Annotated in this window: 24 protein-coding genes and 1 other annotated feature; all 24 genes read left to right on the top strand. The window is 35.5% G+C overall.

Features of this window, described 5'->3' with window-relative positions:
- Positions 1 to 2 precede the first annotated feature (2 nt).
- Complete coding sequence (gene rsmH / locus G6O70_RS09595) at positions 3 to 953, top strand: 16S rRNA (cytosine(1402)-N(4))-methyltransferase RsmH (RefSeq protein WP_057869029.1); 951 nt, start codon at positions 3 to 5, stop codon at positions 951 to 953.
- Between the two features lie 18 nt (positions 954 to 971).
- Positions 972 to 1,343, top strand: a complete 372-nt coding sequence (ftsL, locus tag G6O70_RS09590) for a cell division protein FtsL (RefSeq protein ID WP_057869028.1) — start codon at positions 972 to 974, stop codon at positions 1,341 to 1,343.
- Positions 1,340 to 3,487 (top strand): penicillin-binding protein, encoded by a 2,148-nt coding sequence (locus G6O70_RS09585; RefSeq protein WP_057869027.1) that lies wholly within the window; start codon positions 1,340 to 1,342, stop codon positions 3,485 to 3,487. Before ftsL ends, G6O70_RS09585 begins: the two co-directional genes overlap by 4 nt.
- 18 nt (positions 3,488 to 3,505) lie before the next feature.
- Positions 3,506 to 4,993 (top strand): UDP-N-acetylmuramoyl-L-alanyl-D-glutamate--2,6-diaminopimelate ligase, encoded by a 1,488-nt coding sequence (locus G6O70_RS09580; protein ID WP_057869026.1) that lies wholly within the window; start codon positions 3,506 to 3,508, stop codon positions 4,991 to 4,993.
- Positions 4,994 to 5,956 carry a phospho-N-acetylmuramoyl-pentapeptide-transferase gene (gene mraY, locus G6O70_RS09575; RefSeq protein ID WP_057869025.1) on the top strand — a complete coding sequence of 321 codons (963 nt, stop codon included), beginning with the start codon at positions 4,994 to 4,996 and terminating at the stop codon, positions 5,954 to 5,956. It abuts the gene before it with no gap.
- Between the two features lie 27 nt (positions 5,957 to 5,983).
- Complete coding sequence (murD, locus tag G6O70_RS09570) at positions 5,984 to 7,351, top strand: UDP-N-acetylmuramoyl-L-alanine--D-glutamate ligase (protein WP_057869024.1); 1,368 nt, start codon at positions 5,984 to 5,986, stop codon at positions 7,349 to 7,351.
- Between the two features lie 4 nt (positions 7,352 to 7,355).
- Positions 7,356 to 8,447 (top strand): undecaprenyldiphospho-muramoylpentapeptide beta-N-acetylglucosaminyltransferase, encoded by a 1,092-nt coding sequence (gene murG, locus G6O70_RS09565; RefSeq protein WP_057869023.1) that lies wholly within the window; start codon positions 7,356 to 7,358, stop codon positions 8,445 to 8,447.
- Positions 8,448 to 8,469: 22 nt separating this feature from the next.
- A complete protein-coding gene (locus G6O70_RS09560) occupies positions 8,470 to 9,318 on the top strand; it encodes a cell division protein FtsQ/DivIB (RefSeq protein ID WP_083481879.1) in 849 nt (282 codons plus the stop codon).
- A 136-nt stretch (positions 9,319 to 9,454) separates the two neighbouring features.
- Positions 9,455 to 10,774, top strand: coding sequence for a cell division protein FtsA (gene ftsA / locus G6O70_RS09555; RefSeq protein ID WP_057869022.1), 1,320 nt, complete (start codon positions 9,455 to 9,457; stop codon positions 10,772 to 10,774).
- A gap of 21 nt (positions 10,775 to 10,795) precedes the next feature.
- The gene (ftsZ, locus tag G6O70_RS09550) at positions 10,796 to 12,046 is read left to right on the top strand and encodes a cell division protein FtsZ (protein ID WP_057869021.1); all 1,251 of its coding nucleotides are present in this window, start codon (positions 10,796 to 10,798) and stop codon (positions 12,044 to 12,046) included.
- Between the two features lie 33 nt (positions 12,047 to 12,079).
- A complete protein-coding gene (locus tag G6O70_RS09545) occupies positions 12,080 to 12,499 on the top strand; it encodes a cell division protein SepF (RefSeq protein ID WP_057869020.1) in 420 nt (139 codons plus the stop codon).
- 21 nt (positions 12,500 to 12,520) lie between these two features.
- Positions 12,521 to 12,799 carry a YggT family protein gene (locus G6O70_RS09540; RefSeq protein ID WP_057869019.1) on the top strand — a complete coding sequence of 93 codons (279 nt, stop codon included), beginning with the start codon at positions 12,521 to 12,523 and terminating at the stop codon, positions 12,797 to 12,799.
- A gap of 10 nt (positions 12,800 to 12,809) precedes the next feature.
- On the top strand, positions 12,810 to 13,595 hold the full coding sequence (locus G6O70_RS09535) for a YlmH family RNA-binding protein (RefSeq protein WP_057869018.1): 786 nt from the start codon (positions 12,810 to 12,812) through the stop codon (positions 13,593 to 13,595).
- Between the two features lie 24 nt (positions 13,596 to 13,619).
- The gene (locus tag G6O70_RS09530) at positions 13,620 to 14,333 is read left to right on the top strand and encodes a DivIVA domain-containing protein (protein ID WP_057869017.1); all 714 of its coding nucleotides are present in this window, start codon (positions 13,620 to 13,622) and stop codon (positions 14,331 to 14,333) included.
- Positions 14,324 to 14,549: a binding site (T-box leader), on the top strand. It overlaps the preceding gene by 10 nt.
- Before the next feature lie 50 nt (positions 14,550 to 14,599).
- Positions 14,600 to 17,398, top strand: coding sequence for an isoleucine--tRNA ligase (gene ileS, locus G6O70_RS09525; protein WP_057869016.1), 2,799 nt, complete (start codon positions 14,600 to 14,602; stop codon positions 17,396 to 17,398).
- A 397-nt stretch (positions 17,399 to 17,795) separates the two neighbouring features.
- Entirely contained in the window at positions 17,796 to 18,773 is a 978-nt protein-coding gene (gene dapF / locus G6O70_RS09520; RefSeq protein WP_057869015.1) for a diaminopimelate epimerase, read from the top strand.
- Position 18,774: 1 nt separating this feature from the next.
- Positions 18,775 to 19,326 carry an NUDIX hydrolase gene (locus G6O70_RS09515; RefSeq protein WP_057869014.1) on the top strand — a complete coding sequence of 184 codons (552 nt, stop codon included), beginning with the start codon at positions 18,775 to 18,777 and terminating at the stop codon, positions 19,324 to 19,326.
- 1 nt (position 19,327) lies between these two features.
- On the top strand, positions 19,328 to 19,591 hold the full coding sequence (locus G6O70_RS09510; protein ID WP_057869013.1) for a hypothetical protein: 264 nt from the start codon (positions 19,328 to 19,330) through the stop codon (positions 19,589 to 19,591).
- A 23-nt stretch (positions 19,592 to 19,614) separates the two neighbouring features.
- Positions 19,615 to 20,301, top strand: a complete 687-nt coding sequence (locus tag G6O70_RS09505) for a 5'-methylthioadenosine/adenosylhomocysteine nucleosidase (RefSeq protein WP_057869012.1) — start codon at positions 19,615 to 19,617, stop codon at positions 20,299 to 20,301.
- Positions 20,302 to 20,312: 11 nt separating this feature from the next.
- Positions 20,313 to 21,467 carry a cysteine desulfurase family protein gene (locus G6O70_RS09500; RefSeq protein WP_057869011.1) on the top strand — a complete coding sequence of 385 codons (1,155 nt, stop codon included), beginning with the start codon at positions 20,313 to 20,315 and terminating at the stop codon, positions 21,465 to 21,467.
- A 3-nt stretch (positions 21,468 to 21,470) separates the two neighbouring features.
- Positions 21,471 to 21,812 (top strand): DUF1831 domain-containing protein, encoded by a 342-nt coding sequence (locus G6O70_RS09495; protein WP_057869010.1) that lies wholly within the window; start codon positions 21,471 to 21,473, stop codon positions 21,810 to 21,812.
- A 113-nt stretch (positions 21,813 to 21,925) separates the two neighbouring features.
- Positions 21,926 to 23,053, top strand: a complete 1,128-nt coding sequence (gene mnmA, locus G6O70_RS09490) for a tRNA 2-thiouridine(34) synthase MnmA (protein ID WP_057869009.1) — start codon at positions 21,926 to 21,928, stop codon at positions 23,051 to 23,053.
- Positions 23,054 to 23,341: 288 nt separating this feature from the next.
- Positions 23,342 to 23,995 carry a histidine phosphatase family protein gene (locus G6O70_RS09485; protein WP_057869008.1) on the top strand — a complete coding sequence of 218 codons (654 nt, stop codon included), beginning with the start codon at positions 23,342 to 23,344 and terminating at the stop codon, positions 23,993 to 23,995.
- Positions 23,996 to 24,012: 17 nt separating this feature from the next.
- Positions 24,013 to 24,660 carry a tetratricopeptide repeat protein gene (locus G6O70_RS09480; protein WP_057869007.1) on the top strand — a complete coding sequence of 216 codons (648 nt, stop codon included), beginning with the start codon at positions 24,013 to 24,015 and terminating at the stop codon, positions 24,658 to 24,660.
- The last annotated feature ends 7 nt before the right edge of the window (positions 24,661 to 24,667 follow it).

Genomic DNA, 24,667 nt, shown 5'->3' with positions numbered 1-24,667 from the left:
ATGTGGCAGATTTTGAACATACAACCGTTTTGTTGAATGAAGCGGTGGAAGGGTTAGCAATTAAAAAAGATGGGACATATGTTGATTGCACTTTAGGTGGCGGCGGACATAGTGGATTAATTATTTCTAAGCTATCTGAGAAAGGCCATCTTTTGTCCTTTGATCAAGACCAAACGGCGATTACATACAATAGTGATAGATTTAAAAATGAGCTGGAATCTGGGAAAATTACTTTTATAAAATCAAATTTTAGATTTTTAGAAGAAAAATTAACAGAAAAAGACATTACTGGTGTAGATGGAGTTCTATATGATTTAGGGGTTTCATCACCACAGTTCGATAATGCAGAACGCGGCTTTAGTTATCGCTATGATTCTAAACTTGACATGCGGATGGACCAAACACAGGAATTAAATGCCGAAAAAGTTGTTAATGAATGGCCCTATGAAAAATTAGTGCGAATTTTCTTTAGATATGGTGAAGAAAAGTATGCTAAGTCGATTGCTAGGAGAATTGAGAAAGAGCGACAAAGTGTACGGATTGAAACGACAGGACAACTGGTCGAGTTGATTAAGGAGGTGATTCCTGCTAGGGCAAGACGAACAGGTGGTCATCCTGCCAAAAAGGTTTTTCAAGCAATTAGGATAGCTGTCAATGATGAGCTCGGAGCATTGGAGCAATCATTGGAGGAAGCCTTAGAGTTAATTAACGTTGGTGGAAGAATAAGTGTTATTACCTTCCAATCACTTGAAGATCGATTGGTCAAGTCACTGTTCAAAGAAAAGAGTGAAATACAAGATCTGCCACAAGGGCTTCCTATAATACCTGATGAATTTCAACCAAAATTTAAGTTAGTTTCAAGAAAGCCTATTTTACCAAGTGAAGAGGAATTGCTTAATAATCATCGTGCGCATTCGGCAAAATTGAGAGTGATTGAAAGAATAAAAAAATAACAGAAGGATGTGAAGGAAATGGCACAAAATACTGCAAGGCAATTAGAAGCAGTTCCAAAGAGACAAGAGAAAACGGCTCCAATACATAAAGCATCACCAAAAGTAAAAAATACTCGTGTACCATTTTCAGGATTTGAAATTATGAGTGTCACATTGTTAAGCTTGTTATTTATGGGAATGATGATTCTTGTGATATCTTCTAAAGTCAATCTTTCAAGTACACAGTACAAATTACAAAATATCAATCAAAAAATTGTTGAGATTCAAAATGATAACGTTAATACAAAACAGGAAGTTAGTGAACTTTCAAATAAAAGCAGACTAATGAAGTTTGCTCAAGATGCCGGTTTAAGTATGAATGATAATTCAATAAGGAATGTTTCAAAATGATTAAAAAAAATGGACGAGAAACAAAGAAGCGAAGACAGCAAAATAGAAAACGATTCGGTCGATGGATTTTCTTTAGCGTTGCAATCATTTTCGCAATGTTTATCGGTCGTTTTTTTTATATTGCAGTTTTCCAATCTGTGGATCATGTTAATTTGAAAAAAAGCGTTGCAAAATTATATGCTAGTAAGACAGAAATAAAGGCACAGCGCGGAACAATTTATGATGCTGATAACCAACCAATTGCAGAAGATACGTCAACTTATACAATTTACATAGTTTTATCAAAGACAGCTGTAGCATTTGGAAAAAGAGAATATTTGGCTGATAAGGATAAGGATAAAGCAGCAAAAGTTTTGAGTAAAAACTTATCAATTTCATATGATCAGGTTAAGAAAGTCTTGAATCCAGAGAATCAAGATACTTATCAAGTTGAATTAGGAACAGCTGGCAAAAATATTTCACTCGAAACTAAGAATAAAATAGAAGCTGCAAACATAAAGGGAATCAACTTTACAGAATCACAGGCGAGACTCTATCCTAATGGAACTTTTGCTTCTCAATTAATTGGGATTGCTGAAAATAACAATGGTAAGATGGTTGGAGTTATGGGCCTTGAAAGCCAGTATAATAAACTATTAACTGGTGTAAATGGTGTGAAAAAATTTGAGAAGGATATCAAAGGAACGCCTATTCCTGGTTCTAAAATAAAGTCTAGAAAAGCGAAAAATGGAGACAATGTTTATACCACCCTTGATTCAAGGTTACAGACTTATCTCGAAACTTTGATGTCACAAGCTCAAAGTACGTACCATGTAAAAGAAATGAATGCAGTTTTGATGAATGCAAAAACGGGTGCAATTGTTGCTGCAACACAACGTCCGACTTTTAATGCACAAACTAAGGTTGGATTGAGTGATATGTGGCGGAATACATTAGTTGAAGATAGTTTTGAACCAGGGTCTACTATGAAAATTTTGACGATGGCCGCAGCAATTAATAGTGGCAATTATAATGCAAATGCAACTTATAAGTCTGGAACATACAAAATTAATGGACAAACAGTAAGCGATTGGTATCCAAGTGGATGGGGAGATATTACGTATCGAGATGCCTTTATTCGTTCTTCTAATGTTGGAATGGCTCACTTAGAGCAGACAATGGGAGCTAAAAAATGGTTGAACTACATTAAACGTTTTGGGTTGTTGAAATCAACAAATTCTGGACTTTCAAATGAAGTGAAAGGAAGCATAGAATACAAATACCCAATTGAACAAGCAAATACAGCATATGGTCAAGGAATAACCGTAACTGTATTTCAAATGCTTCAGGCATTTTCAGCGGTTACTAATAATGGTAAAATGGTAAAGCCACAGTTAGTTCGAAAAATTGTAAATCCTAATAATGGAAAAACAGTCTATAAATTTAATAAAAAGGTTGTAGGACATCCTATTAAGTCTTCAACTGCTAAAAAGGTATTGAGTATGATGCAAGATGTTGTCTATAATCAAAATGGTACAGGGAGTGCCTTTAAAATAGATGGATACCGGATAGGGGTGAAAACTGGGACTGCGCAGATTAGTAATAGCACGGGAACAGGATATCTCAAAGGCGAAATGAATTATATTTTCTCTGTTGCGGGGGTGGCACCTGCAAATAATCCAAAATATATTTTATACATCACTATGAAGCAGCCAACAACTTTTGCAGGTGGGACTTCGGGTCAGATGTTGGCCAGTGTATTTAATCCGCTCCTAAAACGAGCACTAGATGAAAACTCTGGACAAACGGCAAGCAATACACAAGTTGCGATAAAAAATTATGTAGGTAAAAATGCAACGAGTGTAAAGACTAAATTAAGAAATAATGGATTGTTAGTTACGGCAATTGGCAGTGGAAATAAAATTATGGCACAATCAGAAACAACTGGAAGTACTTCTTTATCCGGGGAACGGATAATTTTGATAACAAACGGAGAAAAAGTTATGCCAGATTTAACTGGATGGTCTAGAGGTGATGTTGTCAAACTCGGTAAACTGCTGGGAATCACTTTTAATATTGAGGGATCCGGTTATGTCAGCGAGCAAAGTCTGGCTGCTAATAAATCGTTAGATGGAATTACTGATATTACAGTAAAGCTTAAATAGGAATAGTATGGTGAATTTATGCAAGCAAGTAAATTAATTAAAAGTTTAAGGTTTAAAAAAATAGTACCCAAGAATTTCGAAGATTTTTCAGTCTCACTGGTAACGCAAGATACCCGTGAAGTTACCCTTGGAAGTATTTTTATAGCAATTAAGGGAGCAAAGGTTGACGGTCATAAATTAGTACATGAGGCGATAGAAAAAGGGGCAGCAATGATTATTGCTCAAGAAGAATTGCCAGCAATTGCAGTGCCTGTTGTATATGTACAAAATACAAATAAAGCAATGGCAATTTTAAGTAGCTTTTTTTATGAAACATCAAGTCAAGCACTTCGTGTGATTGGAGTAACGGGAACCAATGGGAAAACTACAGTTACGCACATTATTGAAGCAATTTTTCGCAATTTAGGTGAAAAAACCGGATTAATTGGTACGATGTACCGTAAGATTGATACTGAAGTTTTGAAAACTAAAAATACAACTCCAGATATTATCACTTTACAACGGACATTAAACAAAATGGTAGAAAAAGGTGTAAGTACGGTTGCGATGGAAGTTTCATCAATCGCGCTGATTCAAGGAAGAGTGTGGGGAGTTGATTTTGATGTTGCGGTCTTTACTAATTTGACGCAAGATCATCTAGATTACCATAAAACGATGGCAAATTATGCGCACGCAAAAAGTCTGTTATTTTCACAACTCGGAAATAGATATACACATTCTGGAGATCCCAAAGTAGCTGTTTTGAATATTGATGATCCAATTGGGGAACAGTTTGAGGCTGATACTGCTGCTGAGATTCTTACTTATGGAATTAAAAAAGAGGCAATGATTAAGGCAGCGAATATTGAAATTCACGGTGAGGGAACAAGCTTTGATTTAGTTGTTTTTGGTGAAATTTTCCATCTAGATGTTAAAATGGTTGGTTTGTTTAACGTATATAATATCTTAGCTGCATTTTCAGCTGCTTATGCATGTGGAGTTGATCCTGCGGACATAATTGCTGCTCTTGAACAATTTCCTGGTGTTAGAGGTAGATTGCAGTTAGTTACCTCTGCAAGTAAAGTGTCTGCAATCGTAGATTACTCACATACGCCTGATGGTTTATTGAATGCTTTAGAAACAATAAATGATTTTGCCCAAGGAAAAGTTTTCTGTGTAGTTGGTTGTGGTGGCGATCGAGATAAATTAAAAAGGCCTAAGATGGCTAAAATTGCTGTGGAACACAGTGATTATCCTATTTTTACATCCGATAATCCACGATCAGAGAATCCACAGACAATAATTGATGAAATGCTTGTAGGCGTACCTGAAATGTTAGAAATTCCGACATTTGTCGATAGAAGAGAAGCAATTAATTTTGCCGTTGCAATGGCAAAGCCAACAGATATTGTTTTAATTGCAGGAAAAGGACACGAAGATTATCAAATAATTGGGGATACAAAACACCATTTTGATGATGTTGAAGAAGCAAAAAAAGCACTCGACTTGAAGGAGCAAGGAGATTAGATGAATTCAATAGAAATGATTCTTACCATAGTAGTTAGTTTTTTATTAACGTTGTCTTTTTTACCAGTCTTTATTAATTATGCACATAAGAAAAAACAAGGACAGATGATTCGTGAAGAAGGCCCAAAATGGCACGAAAAGAAGTCTGGAACACCGACAATGGGTGGATTTGTTTTTAATATTGCAATATTGGTGACAGCGATTATTATTCCCGTAATCTATAGACAATTAAGTGCTAGGTTATTAGTATTGGAATTTATTTTATTACTTTATGGAATATTAGGGTTCTGGGATGATTCTATAAAACTATGGAAAAAACAAAATGAAGGATTGAAAGCTTGGCAGAAACTACTTGGACAGATAGCAGGTGGCCTGATTTTTACGTTTGTCTACTGGAATGAGAGATTCCCTCTTGCTCTGCATTTCTTTGGAAACGAGATCAATATCGGGTTTCTTTTTGTGTTTTTTGTAATTTTTTGGCTCGTTGGATTTTCAAATGCAGTAAATCTTACAGATGGAATTGATGGGCTTGTAGCTGGGCAGGCTATTATAGCGTTCGGAACATATGCTGTGATTGCGGCTGCTCAAAGACAGGGAGATGTGTTACTTTTTTGCCTTGCCGTCATTGGAGCGCTCATTGCTTTCCTAATATTTAATCATAAACCTGCTAAAATTTTTATGGGAGATATGGGATCATTGGCTTTAGGTGGGGCTTTAGCTGCTGTTTCATTGTTACTACATCATGAATTGTCATTGCTTGTAATTGGAATTATATTCGTGGTTGAGACTGCAAGTGTAATGTTGCAAGTTGCCTCATTTAAGTTAACTGGTAAACGCATTTTTAAAATGAGTCCGATTCATCATCATTTTGAAATGTGTGGTTGGAGTGAATGGCGCATAGATATAACTTTTTGGTTAATAGGTCTTGTTGCAAGTATTTTGAGCCTGATAGTGATACTTTAAATATTTATTTGAAAAGAGATGTCCATTATGAAAAAAATAACAACTTACAGGGGCAAAAATGTACTGGTTGTTGGTTTGGGAAAAAGTGGGGTTAATTCTGCGAAACTTCTCCGTAAATTAGGTTCAACAGTGACGGTGAACGATTTGAAGGAGGCTCCACAAAAAATACTAGATAAGTTACATGCTGAAGGAATCAAGGTAGTGACAGGAGGGCATCCGCTTTCACTCTTAGACGAAACAGATTTGCTTGTTAAGAATCCTGGAATTCCTTATAGCAATGTATTAATTGCTGAGGCGCTAAGACGCGGACTAACAATTATCACTGAACCTGAATTAGCATATGAAATTTTAGATGCGCAGATGATTGGTGTAACAGGAACAAATGGTAAAACAACAACTACCACACTTATTTCATTAATGCTTAATCAAGGAAGACAAAATGGTGAGGCATATGTTGCAGGTAATATTGGTATACCTGCATCTTTAGTTGCACAAGAGGCGACTAAAGATGATGTGATGGTTACTGAATTGTCGAGTTTTCAATTGATGGGCACGACAAAACTACGCCCACATATAGCAGTATTAACTAATATTTATGAGGCCCATACAGATTATCATGGCACGCGTGAAAATTACATTAAAGCAAAGATGAATATTACAAAGAATCAGACAAAAGAAGATTATTTTGTGGTTAATTGGGATTCAGAAGAATGGCGCAAACTAAGTGAACAATCAAAGGCAACAATTGTTCCTTTTTCCCGAAAAGGAAATAGTACAGCAGGTGCTTATGAAAAAGATGGCTGGCTTTATTTTAGAGAAGAAAAAATTATGCTTGCTTCTGAAATTAAAATTCCTGGGGAACATAACGTGGAAAATGCTTTGGCAGCAATTTCGGTTGTAAAACTATTGGGTCAAGAAAGTAAAAATATTGTGGAGGTTTTAAAAACCTTCTCAGGTGTTAGACATCGTACACAATATGTTACTACAGTTAAAAAGCGTAAATTCTACAATGATTCAAAGGCAACTAATATGGAGGCAACAGAAAAAGCGTTAGCTGGTTTTAATAATCCGGTAGTGTTATTAGCTGGTGGACTTGATCGTGGTTTTACGTTTGAGCGATTAATTCCATATTTTAAGAACCTTAGAGGAATAATTGTATTTGGTGAAACTGGCGACCTAGTAGCACAAGCAGCTAAGCAGGCAGGAGTAAAACAAATAATAAAAACTGAAAATGTTAAGACAGCAGTTCCGATTGCATATGAGATAAGCGAGGAAAATGATGTAGTTTTACTATCGCCAGCTTGTGCAAGCTGGGATCAGTATCCAACTTTCGAAGTTCGTGGAGACCTGTTTATTGAAGCAGTCGAAGATTTAAAAAAAGAATTGGAGATGTAGTATATTGCGTTTGCTAATATCTGGCGGTGGTACAGGTGGACATATCTACCCAGCACTGGCATTAATTGATACTTTAAAAAAAGATGATGATAGCAGTACTTTTTTGTATGTTGGAACAAATAGGGGACTTGAAAGTAAAATTGTTCCAAATGCGGGAATTGATTTTAAAACAATTGAGATTCAGGGATTTAAGCGTTCCTTGTCATTGCAAAATTTTAAGACTATTTATTTATTTCTAAAAAGTGTTCATGAGGCAAAAAAAATAATCAAAGAATTCAAACCTGATGTTGTAGTTGGCACAGGTGGATATGTTTGCGGTGCTGTTGTTTACGCTGCGTCACAGATGCATATTCCAACATTTATTCATGAACAAAATAGCATTGCAGGAGTTACAAATAAATTCTTAAGTCATTTTGTGGATAAAATTGGTATATGTTTTGAGGCAGCTAGGAAGGAATTTCCCAGCCAAAAAGTTGTTTTTACCGGAAATCCCAGAGCCCAACAAGTAGCTAATATTAAACCAACAGGGAGATTGGCAGAGTTAGGTTTATCAGAGAACAAAAAGACGGTTTTGGTATTTGGCGGATCAAGAGGCGCAAGACGAATTAATGAAGCAACAATAGAAGCATTCTCTTTGTTTAACACAGATGAATTCCAGGTATTATTTGTGACAGGTAGTATTTATTATGAGAAAATAAAAAATGAACTTGGAGAAAAAGAATTAAAAAATATTGTAATTAAGCCGTATATTCAAGATATGCCAGCAATCTTACCTGAAATTGATTTAATTGTTGGTCGCTCTGGTGCAACAAGTTTAGCTGAAATAACGGTCCTAGGAATTCCTTCAATATTGATTCCAAGTCCTAATGTGACACATGATCATCAGACTTATAATGCTCGTAGTCTAGCTGATATAGATGCAGCAATTATGATTAAAGAAGATTCATTAAGTGGTAAAACACTATCAGCTGAAGTCAATAAACTGATGAAAGATGATGAAAGAAGAAGTAAAATTGCAAAAGAAGCTAAGAAGGCAGGTATTCCAGATTCTTCCAAACGCATTGAAAAGGTTTTGACAGAGTTAATTAATAAATAATTAGAAAGTGATTGAGGTTGGTATGAAATTTAAATTCAGTAATTTTTTTGGTAGAGAAAAAAATAGTAACCAACCTCTCACACCATGGGAACAAGCTCAAAAAAAAAGGCATAAAAAAATTCTGAAAAAAAATAAACTTGCTAAAAATAGAATGGGTAATAAACTACCCAAACTATCGAAACAAAGAAACTTATTTCTGCGTAGAAGAATGCTAATTAATTTATTATTTTTTGGATGTATCACTCTGATTTCACTTTATTTTATCTTGCCAATTAGTAAGGTTAAAGAGATAAAAGTTACAGGCGTAGATCAAGTCACCCAAGAAGCAATTAAGAATGTTAGTGGTATTAGAACAAATGATTATATGATGCAGGTATATCTGAGAAAAAAAGAGTCATCTAACTTGATTAAAAAAAATATTAGTGAGGTTAGAAATGCACGGTTCATTTTGAGTAACAGAACGGTTAATATACGGATTTCTAAGGAAACGATTGTGGGATACTTGTTAAAAAGTGATAATTACTATGCTTTGAATAGTGCAGGCAATGTATCAACAGTAAAGCATACATCACCCGAGGGGAACTTGCCTGTCTTTTCAAATTTCAAGAATTCTACTGAAACTAAGTTATTAGCAAAGCAAATGAACAAACTGTCATCAAGTGTATTAACGGGTATTTCAGAGATTCATGCAACGCCGGATTCTGTTAATCCCGAACGAATTAAGGTTTATATGAATGATGGCAATGAAATTATTGCAACTTTATCTACTTTTGCAAGAAAAATGCAATATTATTCACAGATTAAAGCTAAGGCTTCTGGTAAAATTAGAATAGATTTTGAAGTTGGCGCCTATTCAACAGAATTAAAATAAAAATTTAATAATTTGTACAATAAAAATTCTTGAAAAGTGTATAAATGCCACGTGTTGTGGTAAAATTCTAGTTGTTAGTTTGAATAAAAAATTAGTAATGTTTTTTTAATTTATTTTTTAGAAGGGAGCTCAACCAATGGATAATTCAGGAATTTATGTTGGACTTGATATTGGGACTACTTCGATTAAAGTAATCGTAGCGGAATTTGTCAAGGGACAGCTTAATATTATTGGGGTAGGAAGTGAGCGCTCCGATGGATTGAGCCGCGGAGTCATTGTTGATATCGACAGAGCTGTTGATGCAATTAAGGCTGCCGTTGATCAGGCAGAGCAAAAAGCAAATATTCAAATTTCGGAAGTAACAGTAGGCATCCCAGCTAATTTTTTAGAAATTGTTCCATGTAATGGAATGATAGCGGTTGGTGATGGCAGTGGAAAGTCAAAAGAAATTGATAGTACTGATGTTTATCATGTGACAAAGGCAGCGCTTGTACAGAAATTACCACCAGAACGAGATATTATTGATGTTATTCCCAACGAATTTACAGTTGATGGGTTTGATGGTATTAAAGATCCGCGTGGAATGGTTGGTGTACGTCTTGAAATGAATGGTGTCTTGTATACTGGTCCCAGGACTGTTCTGCATAATACAGTTAAGTGTGTTGAACGTGCAGGTCTTGTAGTGAAAGATACGATTGTTGCACCCCTAGCACTTGCAACACAAGCGCTTAGTGATGGGGAACAGGATTTTGGAGCGGTTTTAATTGATTTAGGCGGCGGTCAGACAACAGCAGCTGTCGTACATGATCATAAGTTAAAATATACATATGTTGATCAAGAAGGCGGAAAATTTGTTACTAAAGATATTTCCGTTGTTCTAAATACTTCACTCGAGAATGCTGAAAAAATTAAGCGTAATTTTGGATACGCTGCTAGTTATCTAGCATCTAAAGATGACGTTTTTCCTGTAGAAGTGGTTGGAAAGGCTGATACGGTGCAAATTAGTGGTGAATATCTAAGTGAAATTATTGAAGCGCGTTTGACACAAATATTCACGAAATTAAAAACTGTTTTAGAAGAGATTGACGCATTGCAACTTCCTGGGGGGATTATTATTACAGGTGGTGTTTCTGCTCTCCCCGGTATTAAAGAGTTAGCAGAAGATATTTTTGAGACAAATATTAAATTATTTATTCCACAACAAATGGGGTTGAGACATCCCTCGTTCACACAGTCAATCGGCTTGGTAGCATATATGACTAAGCAAAGTGAGATTGAAAAAGTTGTGAAGGCCTCACTGGAAGGTGATATTTCAGTAATCGAGGATAATGTTGAAGATGATACACATGAACAGCAGGTAGATTATAACAAAAATACGGAACAGAAAAAGCAAAAAGTAAAAAAGAACAGTTCTTTTGAGGGAATTAAGAACTTTTTCAATACCTTTTTTGACTGAAAATAATTTGGAGGGAATGCAATGGAATTTTCACTGGATGCAAATGAAAACAAAGGAGCAACAATCAAAGTTATTGGTGTTGGTGGTGCTGGCGGGAATGCTGTAAATCGCATGATTGCTGATGATGTAAAAGGTGTTGAATTTATTGTTGCTAATACAGATGTACAAGCCCTAGCTAGCTCAAAAGCTGAAACAAAAATTCAACTTGGGCCAAAATTAACTCGAGGATTAGGGGCAGGTTCAAATCCTGAAGTCGGTGATAAGGCAGCTCAAGAGAGTGAAGAAGCTTTGGCTGAAGCACTTAAAGGAGCAGATATGATTTTTGTTACTGCTGGAATGGGTGGTGGAACAGGAACCGGTGCTGCTCCTATTATTGCCAAAGTCGCTAAAGAACAAGGCGCTTTGACAGTCGGCGTGGTCACAAGACCTTTTAGTTTTGAAGGGCCAAAACGTGCTCGTTTTGCGGCAGAAGGCGTCGCTCAAATGAAAGAACATGTTGATACGTTAGTAATTATTGCAAATAACAGGTTACTTGAGATTGTAGATAAGAAGACACCAATGATGGAGGCTTTTAAAGAAGCCGATAATGTTTTAAGACAAGGTGTTCAAGGAATCTCAGATTTAATTACTTCTCCTGGATATGTTAATTTGGATTTTGCTGATGTAAAAACGGTTATGGAAAATCAAGGTTCTGCTTTAATGGGAATTGGTTCAGCAAATGGTGAAAATAGAACTGCTGACGCAACAAAGAAGGCAATTTCTTCACCTTTGTTGGAAGTTTCGATTGATGGAGCTGAACAGGTATTGCTTAATATTACTGGTGGACCTGATTTGAGTCTTTTTGAAGCACAAGATGCCTCAGATATTGTTGCTCAAGCTGCAACGAGCGATGTCAATATTATTTTTGGTACGTCAATTAACGAAGATCTTGAAGACACTGTAGTTGTAACTGTTATTGCAACTGGAATTGATAAGAAAAATTTGGACAATAAAAGATCTACTAGACTTACTCAAGATAATTATAACAATCTTAGAAAAAATGATAATGTTGAAACGGTAAGAGAAACTGAGAATAATGACCCGTTAAAAGATTGGGATTTACGTCGTGAAACTACTGAGGAACGACCAGTTGACGATGTAAAAACTGATGAGTTTAGAAATGTTGAAAAGAAAAAATTTGATATATTCAAGATGGATACAGAAAAGGAAAAAGATGATAACGATGAGGATGGTTTAAATACACCTCCGTTTTTCCGTCATCGTCGTAAATAAAAACAGTACTGTTGGGATTAGGAGGTGATAGGGATGGCCTTAGGAGCAAAATTTGGCAAATTTTTTGGAATATCTGAAGATCAGTTTGATGATGAAAACTATCAATATGAGGATCAGGAAAGTCCGCAAGTTGATACTAATAAAAAAGTAGTTTCACTTGATGGAAAGAGGCGAGCAATGTCTGAAAAGAAAATTGCACTTTTTGAACCAAGAGTTTATTCTGATGTCAAAGCTATAGCCACTCGGTTACTGAGTGATCAGGCTGCTGTTGTGAATTTTCAACGTATGGAGGAACAGCAGTCCAAACGGATTGTTGATTTCTTGACGGGTACCATTTTTGCAATCAATGGTGAGATTCAAAGAATTGGTGATCAAATTTTTCTTTGCACACCGGCTGGTTTTGTTGTTGAAGGAAATGTTACAACAGAATTTACAGATTCGGATTTCAATTAATTCAAGGAGTTATGTATATATATGATTTTAACAATTGTTAATCGCCTTTTTGAACTTTACTCATTTGCAATTATAGTTTATGTATTAATGAGCTGGTTCCCAATGGCTCAAGGTTCAAAATTATCTGAGATTTTGGGCAGAATATGTGAACCATATTTATCCTTTTTTGATAGATTTGTACCCCTAATTGGTGGAATAAGTTTTGCTCCAATCGTTGCATTGATTGCCCTGCGCTTTATTCAGAGTGGTTTTAATTTTGTATTTAGTTTGGCTTTTGGTTTTTTAACAATTTTAGTGTGATTATGTAGCTATGGATAAGCAAACAATATATCAACATTTTAGAAGTGAAGAATCACCAATTATTGATGAACTCAGTAGTTTAATGACACAAGCAGCAACCGAATATCGACCAATATTAACAGATTTTCTAAATCCGCGCGAAGTTTACATTGCACAAACACTCTTGAACACTGAACCTGATTTAAGAATGAAAACATCTGGTCTATTTCATAAGGCAGAGAGGCGTAGAGCTCTTTTTTATCCAAGATACTATGAACCTAATGATGCTGATTTTGAATTTTCACTCATTTTGGTAAAATATCCGACTAAGTTTGCAACTTTAAAGCATAGTCAAGTTTTAGGAGCGCTAACTAATATTGGAATTAGGCGTAGCTTAATTGGTGATATTGTCACTGACAGTGAACGGTGGCAATTTGTTACGGCCACTAATATGGTTAATTTCTTAAAGCTTCAAGTTGAAAGTATTGGGAAGGTAAAAGTTCATCTTGAAGAGGTAGATAAAGCTGAAATTATAGCACCAATTGATGGGTGGCAAAATTATCAACTAACAGTTAGTTCGTTAAGATTGGATACTCTGATTGCGGGGGTTTATAATCTATCTAGGAAGCACGTTAAGGATCTATTGGGATCAGGTAAAGTGGTTCTTAATTGGATGAATATTGAAAAACCTGATGTAGAAGTTGCTGAGCATGATATTGTTTCTGTGCGAGGCTATGGAAGATTTAGATTAAATGAGCTTCAAGGTGTTTCAAAAAAAGGAAAGATACGAGTGAAAACGGATGTTTTAAAAAAATAATACATACATGGAGGTGTTGGGGATATGACTTTGACCCCATTAGATATTCATAACAAAGAGTTTCGTGTTAAATTGCGTGGTTACGATCAAGATGAGGTAAATGATTTTCTGGATCAAATCATTAAAGATTATGAACTGAATCTTAAAGAAAATGAAAAATTAGCTGATGGACTAAAGCAAAACGAAGAGAAACTGAAGTATTTTAATGATTTAAAGGATTCTCTTAATCAGTCGATTATTGTGGCACAAGAAGCAGCTGACAAAGTTAAGGCAAATTCTCAACGTGAAGCTGAAATTATTAATCATGAAGCTCAAAAACAAGCTAAGGATATTGTTGATGAAGCAAATGAGAAGGCGAGAAGAATTGTTGAAGATGCTTCGCAAAAAGCTAAAAGGTTAATATTTGAGACTGATGATTTGAAAAAACAAGCACGAATTTTCAGACAAAAGTTGCAAGTTATGATGGAGTCACAACTCGAAGTTGTTAAAGGCAGCGAGTGGGACGAAATTTTACGTCAAGGTGATACAAGTAGTTATGAAGAGATTCAAGAAGCAATCAGGAGAGATTCTGAACTTGACAAAGCTGCTGCTAAAGAAGTACAATCATTTTCAAATATTGAGGTTGAAGATGATAAGGTTGAAGAAACAGTTAGTGAGAAAAAGGCTGTGGTTATTTTTCCTGAAGATGACGAAGGTCAGCATTTCGATGAGAATTCATCTTCCGAAAACCTTAAGTAATAAAAAGAATACGAACATCGAAGTTCCTGAGATAGCGAGTCAATGTGTGGTGAAAGTTTGACATTCAATTCTTTGATGTTTATCATCTTTTTGCAGATAGACTGAACTTAGTAGTAAGTTTATCCGGTTGGCAATCGTTAATTAGCTATTTGAGAGAGAAAAATAATTTATATTTTTCTAAATTGGGTGGTACCGCGAAAGATTTTCGTCCCTTGGGATGAGGTCTTTTTTTTGTTTAAAATAATATTTGGTAAGGAGAGATGGTAATGAGAATCAAAGAAACATTAAATTTAGGTAAAACTAAGTTTCCAATGCGAGGAAATTTGCCAGTTCGTGAATTAGAGCGACAAAATGTTTGGGAAGAAAATAAGGTTTATGAAAAAAGACAAAAATTAAATGAAGGTAAACCTTCCTTTGTGTTACATGATGGTCCTCCATATGCAAATGGAAATATTCATATGGGACATGCAATGAATAAAATTTCAAAAGATTTTATTGTACGTTCTAAATCAATGATGGGTTTTCGCTCACCTTATGTTCCAGGATGGGATACTCATGGTCTACCAATTGAGCAGCAATTAAAAAAGGCTGGGGTTGATCGTAAAGCATTGTCTATTGCTGAGTTTCGTGAAGAATGTCGAAAATATGCATTAGAACAGGTAGATAAACAGCGTAAGGACTTTAAGAGGCTTGGAGTTGCCGGAGAATGGGATAATCCATATGTTACACTTGATCCAACATTTGAAGCACAAGAAGTTCGAGTCTTTGGTAAAATGGCGGAACGCGGGTTAATTTATAAAGGTAAGAAACCAGTATTTTGGTCATGGTCATCTGAATCTGCTTTGGCAGAGGCAGAAGTTGAGTATCATGATGTGACATCGCCTTCTGCTTTTTATGGTGAACATGTTGTTGATGGTAAAGGTGTTTTGGATGAAGATACATATATGGTTGTCTGGACAACAACACCATGGACAATTCCTGGTTCTGAAGGAATTACAGTTGATAAGGATTTCGATTATTCAGTTGTACAGCCAGAAGGTGAGCAACGTAAATTTGTGATTGCCACGGAACTTGTTGAAGTTAATGCGGAACGTTTTGGCTGGGAAAAATATGAGATAGTAAAAACTGTCAAGGGTTCAGATCTAGAGTATGTATTAACAGAACATCCTTTCTATCCAGATCGTAAATTAGTTACAATGATTGGTGATTTTGTAACATTAGATTCAGGTACAGGGCTTGTTCACACGGCACCAGGCTTTGGTGAAGATGATTTTAACGTTGGTATGCAATATGATCTTGATATTCTTGTGCCTGTTGATGACAAAGGGTATTTAACAGCAGAGGCGGGCAGTGATTTTGAGGGTGTCTTTTATGAAGATGCTAATCAAATTTCATTGGATAAATTAAAGGCTGCCAATCTTCTTCTCAAGTACATGCCACTTGAACATAGTTATCCATTTGATTGGCGTACTAAAAAGCCAATTATCTTTAGAGCTACGCCACAGTGGTTTGCCTCAGTAGATAAAATTCGTTCTGAAATTCTGAGCGCAATTGATGACGTTAAGTTCTTCCCTGATTGGGGACAAAAACGTCTGCATAATATGATTCGTGATCGTGGTGATTGGGTAATTTCAAGACAACGTGTCTGGGGTGTTCCATTGCCAATTTTCTATGGTGAAGATGGGGAAGCAATTATCACTAAAGAAACAGTTGAGCATGTGGCAGATTTATTTGAAAAGAATGGTTCTAACATTTGGTTCCAAAAAGAAGCAAAAGAATTACTACCTGAAGGATTTACAAGTGAGCATTCACCAAATGGTACATTTACCAAAGAAACTGATATTATGGATGTTTGGTTTGATTCAGGATCTTCACATCAGGGCGTTTTGGCAGCCCGTGAAAACTTAAATTATCCAAGTGACATGTATCTTGAAGGTTCAGATCAATACCGTGGTTGGTTTAATTCTAGTTTGATCACAAGTGTTGCTGTATCAGGTAAAGCACCATATAAACAAGTTCTTTCACAAGGGTTTACGCTTGATGGTGAAGGACGCAAGATGAGTAAATCTCTCGGTAACACGATTGTTCCTGAAAAGGTAATTAAACAAATGGGTGCCGAAATTATTCGTTTATGGGTTTTAAGTGTGGATACATCTGCTGATGTACGTGTTTCAATGGATAGTTTTAAACAGATTTCTGAATCATATCGTAAAATTAGAAACACTGTCCGTTTCTTGCTTGCTAATACAACTGATTTTGATCCAGCTGAAAATACAGTTACATTCGATGAAATGGAAGCTTTAGATCAATATATGGAAATCAGAATTAATAAGTTTACCAAAGATGTTTTGGATGCATATGCGACCTATAACTTTATGGATATTTACAAGAAACTAATTAATTTTGTTACCGTTGATCTTTCAGCCTTTTATCTGGATATTGCAAAAGATGTTGTTTATATTGAGGGAGAAAATAGTCACAAACGTCGTTCAATGCAAACTGTTTTGTATGATGTAGCCGTCCGTTTGACTAAACTTTTAACTCCTGTCTTACCACATACAACTGAAGAAATCTGGGAATACTTGAAAGAACCTGAGGAATTTGTACAGTTATCTGAAATGCCTTCAGTAAACCATTATAATAATGAGCTTGAAACAAGTAAGAACTTCGCAGAATTTATGGAAATTCGTTCAGAAGTATTCAAAGCATTAGAAAAAGCACGTAATGAGAAGTTAATTGGTAAGTCATTTGAAGCACGGATTGTGTTGTATGCTTCAGATAATGTTGTGCAGTTATTGGAAAAACTTCATATTGACGTCCGTCAAGCATTGATTGTTTCCGCTTTGGAAGTTAAGCCATTGGAAAATGCGCCAACAGAGGCAGAGAAATATACTGATGAATTAGCAATTGCTGTTGGACATGCTAAAGGGGTTGTTTGTCCACGTTGCCGGATGATTAAAGAAGATGTTGGGGTAGATAAGGATTTTCCAACACTTTGTGTAAATTGTGCAGCAATCGTCAAGGCGGATTATCCAGAAGCAGCATCTGTTGGATTAGAAGAATAAGAAGTGTAACACAGAGAGAACAAGTTGTTTTTGAAAAAGTGATATAAGTCGAAAAATTTGAGTGCTAATTCAAAGCTATGAACATTGAACATTGCGAGTACTTTGCTAAGGGTGATGAGAAATTAGCCGGATAATTTTGGCTTATGGAACATGCTTATGCAGAATAAATAGAAGAAGATGGGATCAAGATTTAACTTTTGACTCATCTCCTGACTAATAAAGAACTAGATTGAAAGAAAATTTGATCTGGTTTTTTTTTGGTGAAATTATTTGTTTACGGAAAAGTAAGATTTAAAAAATAAATAAAGTTTGAATAATGACAGGATAAGGAACTAAATGGAATAAATTCTGCTATTATAGTTGTAAGATATTGTTAGACTAATAGGGGGTCACTCTGATGAAGATGATTAAAGTTCACGGTTCGGGAAATGATTTTTTTATTTTAGATGAGAAACAATTAGATAAGAGTTTATCTGAAGAAGAGTTAAAGCAATTGGCTAGACATGTATGTGATCGAAGAAATGGATTGCATGGTGGATCTGATGGAATATTGTATGTTACAAAAGGACATGATGATTCTGTGGTCGGTAAAATGCGTGTTATTAACGCTGATGGTAGTGAAGCTAGTATGTGTGGGAATGGAATTCGGACAGTTGCAAGATATTTGAGTGAACAAAATAATTTAACAGATTTTAAGATTGAGACAATGTATGCTGACCTTGAGGTGAAAAAAGCAAAGGACTTTGCACCAAATGTAGTAGCATTTGATGCAGAAATATCACCAGTTAGTTTTGCTGCTAATGATTTAAAAATGCATATTGATGGCAAAACAAAATTATTTGACGAAGTAGTCCCTGAATTATCCAAAACTTTGAAGTTTTCGGCAGTGGCTGTACCTAACCCGCATATGATTACTTTTGTCAATCATGAAGAACTGATTGGTCCTGAATTAGGAAGAATTGCGACTTATTTGAACAACGGAAAAAATCCAATTTTTCCTGATGGCGTTAATGTCAGTTTTGTTGAAGTTCTTGCAAACAACAATATTTTTGTTAGGACCTTTGAGAGAGGTGTGGGTTTCACAAATGCCTGTGGAACGGCAATGTCAGCCTCGTCTTTAATTTATTCGTTACTTTATGCAAGACACACAAATTTAGAAGATTTAATAGCGGTGCATAATCCAGGTGGAATGGTTAATACAAAAGTTCATCAAAGAGAGAACAAGTCATACTGGATGTCCTTAATTGGAAATGCGACATTTGTTGCAGAAGTTGAATTGGAACAAGAAAAGGCACTTACGGGTGATTTTACTGATGCCAAATGGATTGCGACAGCAGAGCAAAGTGCATATGAAGATTTTGTAGGGAGTTTGTAAAATGAAGTATGAAGAAGAGTTAATCAGTACTAAAAAAATATACCAAGGTAAAATCATCAGGGTTGAAGAAGAAGAAGTTAGGCTACCAAATGGTGAAAAAGCAAAGAGAGAAATTGTAAGACATCATGGTGCGGTAGCTATTATGTGTGTAACAGATGATGATAAAATGATATTTGTCAAACAATGGCGTGAACCACTGCAACGTATAACCTTAGAGATTCCTGCGGGTAAGATAGAAGCAAATGAAAAAAATCCCAAAAAGACTGCAATTCGTGAACTTAATGAAGAAGTTAGGCTACAACCTGAGAGTCTGGATTTGATTGCGGATTTTTATACGTCACCAGGTTTTGCGGATGAAAGGATGTTAATGTATTTTGCTCATAATCTGCAGCCTGTATCAAAAGAGTTACCACAAGATGCAGATGAATTTCTAAATACAGTTGAATTGACACTGACGGAGGCAAAAAAGCAGATTGATGCAGGCCTAATTTGTGATAGTAAGACAATTATGGCTGTCTGGAAATGGGAGCTGCTTGAATTAAGGAGAAGTTAATTTGAGATTAAAAGATAAAGTTTTCGGTAATGTTGGGCGTCATTCCCAGCAACAGGAAGTAGAAGAGAACAATAAAAGAGCTAGGTATACTGAAAAGGATACACAAGAAGAGAGTCCCAGCCGAACACAACAACGTCAAAATGAAAAAAATGAAATTGCAGCTGAAAAAAAACGAAAGCTAATAAAAAAATTAAATTGGATAATTGCAGGTTTGTTTGTGGCGATTATTTGTGTTTATTGTTTTATGATTTTTGTAAATTTTTAATTAAAAGGAATGGTAAATAAAAAATGAAATATGGAATTTTGTGTGCAATGGACGAGGAAATAAAGGCCCTGAAAACAGAATTAAAGAAAGCAAGACAAACTGAGATAGCTGGGATTACTTTTTTTGAAGGAAAAATTAATAACAATGAGGTTGTGCTTGTACAATCTGGAATTGGTAAAGTTCAAGCTGGAATGACGACTGGATTACTAATTGCACAATTTGAAGTTGAAGCTGTTATAAATTCGGGCTCGGCAGGTGGAATCGGAGAAGGGTTACATGTTGGCGATGTTGTTTTGTCGACAGCTGCTGCTTACCATGATGTCGATGCGACTGTCTTTGGTTACCTTCCAGGTCAGTTACCACAGCAACCACAAAAATTTGAAGCTGATTTACAACTTATTGAGACATTGAAGAAGGCTGCGGAACAAAATCAGCAACATGTTGAAACAGGTTTGATAGTGACTGGTGATCAGTTTGTTGCATCTTCTGAGAAAATAAATACAATTAAAGCCATTTATCCTGATGTTTTATGTTGTGAAATGGAAGGGGCAGCAATTGCGCAAGTCGCAGCACAGTTTAAAGTGCCATTTGTAATTGTGCGCGCAATGTCAGATACTGGGGATGAGGAAGCAGGAGTTTCATTTGATGAATTTATCATTGAGGCAGGTAAGAAGTCCGCACAGATGATTTTAAATGTTTTAGCAAAATAGGAGCGATAAAAGTGAGACACATTTATTTAGATAACGCAGCAACAACGCCTATGGTTAAGCCGGTTATTGAGACCATGACCGAGGCAATGAGTAATGTTTTTGGGAATGCGTCTAGTACACATTTCCACGGCCGACAAGCACGAGCTATTTTGGATAACAGCAGACATGTGATTGCTCAGTCGATTAATGCGAAAAAAGATGATGAGATTGTTTTTACAAGTGGTGGTACGGAAAGTGACAATACTGCAATTATTGAAACTGCTTTGGCTAGAAAATCAGAAGGAAAACACTTAATTACGACGGCAATCGAGCATGAGGCTGTTTTGAAGTCAATGGAGTACCTTGAAACACTAGGTTTTGAAATTACGTATTTGCCAGTAGATCAACGTGGTTTAATCGACCTGAATGACTTGAAAGACGCACTCAGACCAGATACGATTTTAGTATCTATTATGACTGGAAATAATGAAGTTGGCAGTCATCTGCCAATTCATGAAATTGGTGAATTAGTAGAGCCAACTAATGCTTGGTTTCACACGGATGCAGTTCAAGCATATGGACTAATTGATATTGATGTCCAGGCAGATAAAATTGATTTGCTATCAACTTCAGCACACAAGCTTAATGGGCCAAAGTTTTTAGGATTCTTATATCGTTCTGAAGAAGTTAAAATTCCATCATTATTAAAGGGTGGAGATCAAGAATTAAAACGACGTGCGGGTACTGAGAATATTCCAGCAATTGCAGGCTTTGCTGAGGCTGTTGAAATAGTTAATGCAAACGAAAAGAAGATACGCCAAGAAAAATATTATGGATTTAAGCAGCAAATAATTAAAGGGCTGCAAAAAGCTGAAATTGAATTTGAAGTAAATGGCGAGATTACAAAAAATAATCTACAGCATGTAATCAATATATGGTTTAAGGGCTGTAAAAGAGATGCATTATTAACCAATTTAGATTTAAATGGCATTTCAGCTTCTGCGGGATCTGCTTGTACTGCTGGTAGCGTTGAGCCTTCTCATGTTTTAACTGCAATGTATGGTGAAGACAGCCCACGAATTGAAGAGTCTCTAAGATTTAGCTTTGGAGTTGAAAATACATCTGAGGACATTGATTACTTGATTGCACAGCTGACCAAAATAATAAAAAAGAACAGGGGAATATAACTAATGGCATATACTAAAGAAGCTAAGATTTTGGGCGATAAGCGCACTTTTGTATTAAGTGATGAAATTAAGAAATATACCTTGCGCGACGTAGGTTTTATGGAGAGCAAAGGAGGTAAGTTTATACTTGAAAGACCTTTAGATCCATCTTCTCCATACAATGCAAGTATAAAATTAAAAGTTACAATTAGCAGTGATTTACAAACCTTTAAAATAGGTGTGACAAGTGCCAATGGCTTAAAAGAAATTAATATTTTTAAAGGAACAGATATCGAAAAACATATCGAACAACTCAATTTTGTAATCGATAATTTAAAAGAACGTTCTATATTAAGTGAGAAATAGTCAACTTGACTTGTCAAAGATTAATGAACTAGCTATAATGAATCTTACTGAAATAATACGACCTTCAACTCGTAGAGATTCAGAATCTATATTGAAATGATGGTGAGAATATTATGAAGGATAATAGCCAAACTCGTGTCGTTGTAGGCATGAGTGGTGGAGTTGACTCGTCTGTTGTTGCTTATTTGTTGAAGCAACAAGGTTATGACGTAGTTGGCGTCTTCATGAAGAATTGGGATGACACTAATGATAGTGGCGTCTGTACGGCAACGGAAGATTACGAAGATGTTGCAAAGGTTGCAAACAAGATTGGGATTCCATATTACTCTGTGAACTTTGAAAAGGAATATTGGGATGGGGTTTTCACATATTTTCTGGATGAGTATAAGCATGGTAGAACACCTAATCCAGATGTGATGTGTAATAAAGAAGTTAAATTTAAAGCTTTCTTAGATTATGCAATGAAACTTGATGCAGATTTTATTGCGATGGGGCACTATGCTCAAATAAGACGTGATGAAAATGGGTATGTTCATTTGTTGCGTGGAGCAGATTCAAATAAAGATCAAACATATTTTCTAAGCCAATTAGCTCAAGCACAATTAGACAAGGCTTTGTTTCCAATTGGAAATTTAGAAAAAAGTGAGGTTAGAAAAATTGCTGAGGAAGCTGGACTTGCTACAGCAAAAAAGAAAGACTCAACCGGTGTATGCTTTATTGGAGAACGTAACTTTAGCAAATTTTTAAATGAATTTTTACCTGCAAAGCCAGGAAAAATGAAGACATTTGATGGTGAAATAAAGGGCGAACATTATGGTTTAATGAACTATACGATTGGCCAGAGAAAAGGCTTAGGAATTGGTGGCGATGGTCAGAGTAATGATCCATGGTTTGTAGTTGGAAAGGATCTATCTACTAATACATTATATGTTGGGCAGGGTTATCATAATGAGCATCTTTATGCTGATAGTCTAGACGGCAGTAATATTAGTTTTATAGCTCCAATTGAAGATCGTGGTTTAGAATTCCACTGTACAGCTAAGTTTAGATATCGACAAAAAGACACTGGTGTGACAGTTTTCTTGAATGAGGATTATTCACAAGTCAGAGTTGAATTTGACGAACCTGTACGCGCAATTACACCAGGACAAGAAGTTGTTTTTTATGATGGTGACGAATGTTTAGGAAGTGCAACGATAGATCGTGCTTATCAAAAAGAGAAAATTTTGCAGTATGTTTAGAAATTGAATGTAAAATCAATGGATGATAAAAATTATCAGTTCTTCCTTAACTTACAAAACATGTTTATACGGAATAATTAACGAGGTTGAAGCAAAAGTTAAATTTTGCTTCAGCCTTTTTAAGTTCTGTACATTTTTACCCATTAAATAGAAATGCTGATGTCTCACAACTTTTTTGATACATTTGAGATGTAATTTTCATAACTAATTGAAACAAAGTAATGAAAAAATAATGATAATAACCAAAAAGAATGGCATAATTAAAGGTGACATAAAAGGAGGTTGAGCATGACTAGATTATTTTTTATTAGGCATGGGAAAACTATTTGGAATTTAGAAGGTAGATATCAAGGTGCAAAGGGTGACTCAGAGTTATTACCAGAGAGTCATACTGAAATAAAGATGTTGGCGAATTATCTCAAAAATGAAAAATTTGAAAAAATATATTGTAGTCCGATTAAACGTGCTTTTGTAACGGCTTCTGAGTTAGCCAGGGCCTTGCCACAAGAATTAGCTGTAGAAAAAAATATAGGTTTAAGTGAGTTTAATCTCGGTGAAATGGAGGGAATGTTGTTTACAGATGTTGCCAAGAAGTTTCCCAGAGAATTAGATGCTTTTCGAAATCATCCAGATTTATATAATGCAAAAAATATTTCGGGTGAGAGTTTTCAAGAGCTTTTTTCAAGAATGACACCAATTATTCAAAGGATATGTAAAGAACATCCAAATGGAAATGTAATCATTGTCAGTCATGGAGCAGCTCTTTGTGCAGAAATCAGACATTTATTAGGGTATTCACTTGAGGATCTGCGAAAAGCGGGTGGTTTATCCAATACTAGTACTACAATACTTAAGACAAATGACGCAGTGAACTTTGATTGTTTAGAATGGAATAAGACGGATTATCTGAATAGAAAGCTTGATCAAAGTGATACAGTATAGTACAAGGAAGTGAGTGAATGAATAGAAAGCAAATGAACGCTGAGGCACAAAAATTAGTTCAAAAAGCGGTTGAAAAGATTGATGATAATCCAAATGAAGTTAGATCATATTATGAATTGAGTGTATTACTAACTGAACTAAAAGATTATGAACAGGCAAAACAATTATTATTAAAAACCTCAGGATTATTTAGTGGAAAAACTGAACTTGATTTGTTGAATTATGGCTTAGGTAATGTTTTATATAGCGCAGGGGACTTTCAAAAGGCAATTAACTATTTTAGAGTAGTCAAAGGAACAAAACTCAATGATAATGCAATTTTGATGATTGCCCAGTGCGAATATGCTTTAGGAGATTACAAAAGATCGTTAGCTTATGCACTTACAACTAGAAATGTGGGGGCAAAGCAACTAATTGCCAGCAACTTTTTGGCTTTAGGTGATTTTCAAAATGCAAGAAAATATTTCGATGAGGTTTTAGCAAATGAACCACGTAATTTTGATGCAATCTTTCAAAGAGGGATAATTGCCTTAATTCTTGATGGAAAAGAACAAGCCGATAGTTATTTTGAAATAGCGCAAAAAATAGATTATAAATCCTTTATTAAAATGAAAGGGCAGATAATAGATATTCAAAAGACAATAATTGCAAAACAGAAGAAATAAGAAACAG

It is taken from the genome of Liquorilactobacillus hordei DSM 19519 (genome assembly GCF_019443985.1).
GTDB classification, from domain to species: domain Bacteria; phylum Bacillota; class Bacilli; order Lactobacillales; family Lactobacillaceae; genus Liquorilactobacillus; species Liquorilactobacillus hordei.
The sequence above is the reverse complement of the archived record's forward strand: the minus strand, read 5'-3'. Positions and strand labels throughout refer to the sequence as shown.